The organism is Legionella norrlandica (assembly GCF_000770585.1).
In the GTDB taxonomy this organism is placed as follows: Bacteria; Pseudomonadota; Gammaproteobacteria; order Legionellales; family Legionellaceae; genus Legionella; species Legionella norrlandica.
The window spans coordinates 69,555-76,572 of record NZ_JNCF01000010.1; the positions used below are offsets into that span (position 1 = coordinate 69,555).

The following is a 7,018-nucleotide window of genomic DNA, read 5'->3' on the forward strand; positions in this document are numbered from 1 at the left end:
TTTATAAATTCATAGGCTTATATCTTAATTACTTAAGAGAACATTTGTACAATTAAAGCTAAAAAGGAGATTTTATGGATGTGGGAGCGGAACCCAAATCACGTGGTAACAACCCGTATGCCAATCGTTTTGATACTTTGCCACCTAAAGATAAAAATCGTTTTCCTAGGGTTGCTTATGTGTTGCAAGGAGGCGGTTCGCTTGGGGCTTATCAATTTGGCGTAGTAAAAGGACTTTTGGAAGCTGGATATGAACCGGATTGGATTGCTGCCACCTCTATTGGGGCTATACAAGCTGCTATTCTCGTCGGAAATCCACCGGAAAAGCGTATTGCTAAACTTGAGCAATTTTGGGATGAAATTGCGCCAAGTAATTATTTTGATTTTTTAGGAGAAATGGATCTTACACTTGGTTTTTATAATAGGTTAAGTGCTTATTTCGCTTTATTATTTGGTCAGCCTGGCTTTTTTTTTCCAAAATGGTGTACAGGGACTATTCCTCTATGGGGTGATCCAACTATTCTTAGCTATTATGATACCGCTCCTCTACGTAACACATTGCTTAATCTTATTGATTTCGAATTGTTAAATTCTTGCCCTATTCGTTTAAGCTTAGGTTCAGTTCAAATCAATAGTGGTCATTTAATTTATTTTAATAATATTAATTATCGCATTGAAGTGGATCATATTATGGCCAGTGCTGCTTTGCCTCCAGGATTCCCTGCAGTGAATATCGATGGTGAATTGTATTGGGATGGCGGTGTTCATTCGAATACACCGCTAGAGGTTATTTTAGAAGCGATACCTCCGGAAAATACCTTATGTTTTCTTATTGATTGTTTTGGAGGGCGCTCGTTTATTCCAAATAACATGAACGAAATCGAGGAGAGAAGAAAAGATATTTCATATGGCACTCATGCTCAACGTACTATTTATAATTATTTGCAAAGACAAAAGATGCGAAATGCGATGATGGAATTGAGCCATATTTTAACAGATGAGCAAAAGAAGGCGAGTGCTCATTTATTAGATATTGGAACTCCTCATCATTGTACCTTAGTTCATTTGGCTTGCAGTTCCAGATTAGTAAAAGCGGCCTCAAAAGACTACAATTTTGGCCAAGTAATAATCAGAAAACGTATGGAATCGGGGTATTCAGATGCCCAGGCTGTCTTGGCAGAAGAAGCCCAATGGGGTTATTTACCAGCAGATGGGAAAAGTCGATTATATGAATCGCCTAATAACCTTACTAGGCTGTTCCGAAAATGGAAAAAAGAAACATTTTAGCTTTTTCTAGGTTTAATGACGAAACATGTTGAATTTATTTCGCTAGCCCTAGGGCGTGTTTACGATTCATCCCTGCCGCCTACTCACCTAAGTTACGGCACGTAGGCGGTAAGGATGAATATAGACACGCCAAATTAGATAAAGGATATGAGTACTTAACAGACTCGAAGGGGGTTGTGAGATTATCAAGAATTTGTTGGCAGATATCATGCTAATCAGAGTTCCAGTACAAATTAAGACCTAACCTGAATGAGCAATAACTAGGGATATCGCTAAAAAAACGCAACAATTGAAAAAAAATATTGCATGATGGTTAATTTTGTGACATTATTTGCGGCATTGTGTCTTTTTGGGTATGTTGTATGTCAAGAAAAATTGTATTTTTTGCTTTATCAGTAATTTCTTCAAGCATTTTTGCCGCTAATGCAGTGGATTTATATCAAGCGCCTTTAAGTAGTTTAAATAAATATCCTATGTTACAAAGATCAAAAAACACAATTCTTGCGAGGAGTGCTTCTGCGGTTACTAATAACTCATTACAACAAGTGAATCAAACAAAAGAAGATAATCAATTAATTACTCGTTATCAACAATTGTATCAGGGGATTCCTGTTGTTGGTGCCCAAGTTATGATTACTAAAGGGGCTACCACCCAAGATATCGTTTTAAATGCTAATGCAGTAGTCAATGGACATTTATTAGAAAATATACAAATTAATACAAAGCCTGCTATTAATGCTCAACAAGCCATGGAATATGCAAAAAAATCCTATTTTCAAACCAATTCACAGTCTAGCACTCATCAAGAAACAACTGAATTACAAATTAGACCTGACCAAAATAATGAACTAAAATTGGTATATTTGGTGTCATTTAAAAGCACTCAGGAGTATGGTAAGCCAACTTGGCCTTTTTTTGTTATTGATGCTCAAACAGGAGCATTAATTAAGCAATGGAATAACATAAAAACTTATCTGGACACAGGCCCAGGTGGTAATGAAAAAGTTCATGAATATTGGTATGGTAAGGATGGCTTCCTTCTTTGGATGTGACTCAAAGTGGAAATCAATGTGTCATGGATAATGCGAAAGTTAAATTGGTCAATCTTAACTCCGAATGGGATTGGGACAACCAGATAAGTACGCCCTATCAATACACTTGCAATAATAATGTAGAGGAAAACATTAATGGAGGATTTTCTCCAAGCAATGATGCTTATTATTTTGGGCATGTTATTGTAGATATGTATAAAGACTGGTATGGATTAAATGCGCTACAACACTCCAATGGTGCACCAATGAAGTTGGTTATGAGAGTGCATTTTGGACAAAACTATGATAATGCCTTTTGGGATGGGCAAGCGATGTCATTTGGAGATGGAATGGATTTTTATCCCCTGGTTTCTTTGGATGTGGCTGGCCATGAAGTAACACATGGCTTTACAGAGCAACATTCTGGTCTTGAATATCATGATCAATCAGGTGCTCTCAATGAATCTCTCTCTGATATGGCGGGACAAGCGTCACGGGCATATCTTTTGGAAAAGAATCCACAGTTATATAACAAAGCTTACTTGCAACCTAATGAAGTGACATGGGGTATTGGTGAAACAATTGTTCGTGATTCTTTTGGTAAAGCATTGCGATTTATGGATTATCCTTCCTCTGACGGAAGTTCTGCTGATTGTTTGGATAAAAGCCTTGCCCAAAGCCATGGAAGTTATTGTGCAATTAGTTATGATGAAGTAGTCGCTTATGCGAACGCACAAATCCAGCTTCCTCAAGAGCGTCAAAGTTTTATTGTGCATACAGCGAGCGGTATATTTAATAAAGCATTTTACTTAATGTCCCAAAATATGGGGATTAAAAAGGCTTATCATATGATGGTCGTCGCTAATACCAAATACTGGACACCTACAACAAATTTTAAAAATGGAGCTTGCGGCGTGGTTTATGCGGCTAGGGATTTGAATTTGGACGTTGAAACAGTTAAATCTGCTTTTGGACAAGTTGGTGTTGATACTAAGGGATGTGCTGTTTAATTTTGATCGGACGTAAGAATCGAATTTGCGGCTACGATTCTTACGTTCAGTATGGGGTAGTGGAAAAGAAAACTAAAGAATCTCACACCAACTTGTGAATTCTAATGGTGCATTAAGAGTTATTTTTGCTCTCGGTGTTGTTTGCTGGGCAGAAAAATTGGTATATAATCAATCCACATTTGTTATTTGGATTTCTTAGGGATAGAAGTCTATTTATTAACTCTGATTTTAAATCATTAGTGTTAGGAACAGAATGGCATTTTTTTTAATTACGCTTGTCATATTAATATTGAGTTTATTCTGTGTAGCCGTAATGGTTTTAAAATTCATTCAGCAACCTTCCTTGCCTTTAACAATTGGCCAGTATATTAAATTAACCTTTAGTGGAATTATCGCTTTTATCGCAGATACCTTGGGGGTTGGTAGTTTTGCAGTTAATGTCGCATTAGCGAAATTATTAGGTACTTTTCGTGACGATGAACTGCCTGCAGTGAATAATGGAGCTCAAGTGATTCCCGGTACCATAGAATCTCTATTTTTTATCAATATGATAGATGTCGATTTAACTACGTTGCTCACTTTAGTTGCGGGTACCTGTATTGGTGGATTAATTGGTGGCTTCGTTGTCAGTCAGCTAAGTAAACAAGCTATACGATTGGCCATGATGTGTTCTTTTGCAATAATTATCATCCTTTTAATATCCCATCAACTTCGTATATTGCCAGTTGGTGGTGATTTAACAGAACTAAATTCTTGGAAATTAGTGATTGGCTTTTGCGCTATGGTGATTTGCGGCGCGCTTACTTCTGTCGGAGTAGGATTGTTTGTTATGGTTCAGGGGGTTTTATTTTTAATGAATGTATCCCCTGTGGTTGCTTTTCCCATTATGACAACGGCTGGTGCTATGCAGCAGCCCCTTACCACATTGGTATTTTTGCAGAAAAATAAAATTCCTTTGAAAAAAACACTCATTCTAAGTCTTTCAGGATGTCTGGGTGTCATGATTACCATTCCCATTTTTACAAAATTGACTATCACTTGGCTGCATTTTTTATTGTTATTTATTATGATCTATAATTTGCTAGCAATAGGTCATGCTTATTTTCGATCAAGGCCCACCAAACAATATCTACAATCTCCTATTAAGCTCGCAGCAGCAGAATGAATTAATACACCGGTATTAGATTTTCTATAGTATAATTGATGTTATTTTAAAGAATATAGCACGCTATGGATGAACAAATCAGTAAATCACAGAAAAAAAGAGAAGCTCTTTATCTACAAAATATAGGAGTAAAACTTATTGAACTTAGTGCATCTAAGCTCGATGCCTTGCCTCTTACTGATAATTTGCGCAAAGCAATTATTGATGCCAAGTCAATAAAAAGTCATGGAGCCAAAAGAAGGCAGGCGCAGCTGATAGGCAAGCTGATGCGCTCTGCTGATTCTGAAGCCATTCTTTCTGCTTATGAAAAAATTCTTGCAGAAGATAGTGCAATAACAGCCGCTTTTCATGAGGCAGAGCTATGGCGTGATAAATTATTAGTAGGTGGAAGAGAGGCTTTGACAGAATTTATTAATATCTATCAGCCAGAAGATGTTCAACAGTTGAGACAGTTGATTAAAAAAGCTTTGGATGATCAGGCAAAAGAAAAAAACACAGGTGCTGCTAAAACTCTATTCCGCTATTTAAGGTCCTCAATAAAATGAATTATTCACTATTCGTCAGTTGCTCAAAAGGGTTGGAGTATTTGTTGGAAGAAGAGCTCAAAGGTTTGGGGCTTCATGTTACTCGCGTGAGCCCACAAGGAGTTTATGGTGAAGCTGGCTTACCTGTAATTTATCAATTATGTTTATGGTCTAGACTTGCCAGCAGAATTCAACTGGTGTTATTTAGCGGCCATGCTGCAAAAGAACATGAAGTTCATCAGTTATGTACTCAATTTCATTGGCAGACCGTTTTTACCCATGATAAAACCATTGCGATTGAATTTCACGGCGCTTCGGAGCAAATTCGCAATACTATGTTTGGTGCTCAAATAGTCAAAGACGGTATCGTTGATCATTTTCGGCGATTAAATGGCTCAAGACCCTCAGTTAATAAAGAAAAGCCCCAAATACTAATCCATGCTTATTTAAAAGATGATATTCTAACGGTGAGTTTTGACCTGATTGGGTATAGTTTGCACCAAAGGGGCTATCGAAAAAAGGCTGGAGCAGCTCCTATAAAAGAAAATATTGCAGCAGCAATGTTATTAAGAGCCAAGTGGCCTGAGTTGGCAGCACATGGATACAGTTTACATGATCCTTTTTGTGGTTCAGGAACAGTCGTGATAGAGGCTGCTATGATGGCAGCCCACATTGCTCCAGGTTTACTGAGGCAAGATCAATCTTTGCAATACTGGGCTCAGCACCAGAACTCTTTATGGGAAAAATTGCGAATTCAAGCCTTAAAGCAAGTCAAACCCCTGTCAGTTAAATTATTAGGAACAGATACAGATAGTAAAGTGATTGCTATTGCTCGCTCTAATGCTGAAAGAGCGGGAGTATTGCCTTTGGTAGAATTTAAAACGTTACCATTAAAGGACAGTAGACCTGGGATAAAAAAAGGATTAGTAATTTGTAATCCACCTTATGGTGAACGATTGGGAGATGTGACTCAGCTTGTGCCGATTTATCAACAACTAGGTAGCGTTTTACATAATTATTATCAAGGTTGGCAGGCTGCTATCTTAACTTCTAGTTCAGTGTTAGCTAAAGCAATAGGATTGCGTGCAGATAAACAATACACCTTATACAATGGTCCATTGGAGTGTAAATTGTATTGTATAGCTATTTCTGCAGCCAATAAATTAAAAGGTACTTCTGGCACTCCTTTGTCTGCTAATGCTCAAATGTTGTTTAACAGATTAGAAAAAAATAAGAATCATTTGCAAAAATGGGCAAAAAGAAACCAGATATCATGTTATCGTATCTATGATGCTGATTTACCAGAATATGCCTATGCTATTGACATATATAACGATTTTGCTGTCTTACAAGAGTATGCAGCACCATCCAGCATTCCCGTTCACAAAGCAGAAAAGCGTAGTTTGGAAATATTGCAGGTAGTTCCCAGTGCTTTAGGGCTTGATCCTGAGAAATTAATCATTAAACAAAGAAAACAACAAAAAGGATTGGAGCAGTACCAAAAAGTAGCAAAAACAGGTCATAAATTAATAGTCACTGAAGGAAGAGCCAAATTAATTGTGAACTTGTATGATTATCTGGATACTGGCTTGTTTTTAGATCATAGACCTCTTCGCTTACGATTTGAGCAATTAGAGCCCGGAACTCGATTGTTAAACTGCTTTTGTTATACAGCTACTGCAAGTGTTCATGCTGCTTTGTCTGGGGCATTAACAACAAATGTTGATTTGTCCAAGACCTATTTACTATGGGCAGAAGATAATTTTAGATTGAATAATATTGATTTGTCTAAACATCAGTTTGTGCAGTATGACTGTAGGGAATGGATGAAAATTACCAGAGACAAATTTGATGTTATTTTTTTTAGATCCGCCCAGTTTTTTCAAATTCCAAGCGAATGGTTGATATCCTGGATATTCAAAGAGATCATGTTTCATTGGTAAATGCGGCTATGCGGTTGTTAAATCCTAATGGATATTATATTTTTCTTACAAACTTTCGA

3 protein-coding genes and 2 pseudogenes are annotated in these 7,018 nt (G+C 37.2%); all 5 read left to right on the forward strand.

Annotated elements, in window-relative coordinates; genetic code table 11:
* Positions 1–74: 74 nt before the first annotated feature.
* Positions 75–1,286: a patatin-like phospholipase family protein gene (locus tag OK13_RS04225; RefSeq protein WP_035887997.1), complete on the forward strand. Its 1,212-nt coding sequence runs from the start codon at positions 75–77 to the stop codon at positions 1,284–1,286.
* A gap of 362 nt (positions 1,287–1,648) precedes the next feature.
* A pseudogene (locus tag OK13_RS15760) lies at positions 1,649–3,327 on the forward strand (M4 family metallopeptidase).
* 253 nt (positions 3,328–3,580) lie between these two features.
* On the forward strand, positions 3,581–4,492 hold the full coding sequence (locus OK13_RS04235) for a sulfite exporter TauE/SafE family protein (RefSeq protein WP_035888000.1): 912 nt from the start codon (positions 3,581–3,583) through the stop codon (positions 4,490–4,492).
* 65 nt (positions 4,493–4,557) lie between these two features.
* Positions 4,558–5,037 carry a ribosome biogenesis factor YjgA gene (gene yjgA, locus OK13_RS04240; protein ID WP_035888002.1) on the forward strand — a complete coding sequence of 160 codons (480 nt, stop codon included), beginning with the start codon at positions 4,558–4,560 and terminating at the stop codon, positions 5,035–5,037.
* Positions 5,034–7,018, forward strand: a pseudogene (rlmKL, locus tag OK13_RS04245) (bifunctional 23S rRNA (guanine(2069)-N(7))-methyltransferase RlmK/23S rRNA (guanine(2445)-N(2))-methyltransferase RlmL); the annotation flags it as partial. The gene yjgA and the pseudogene rlmKL, both read left to right, overlap by 4 nt.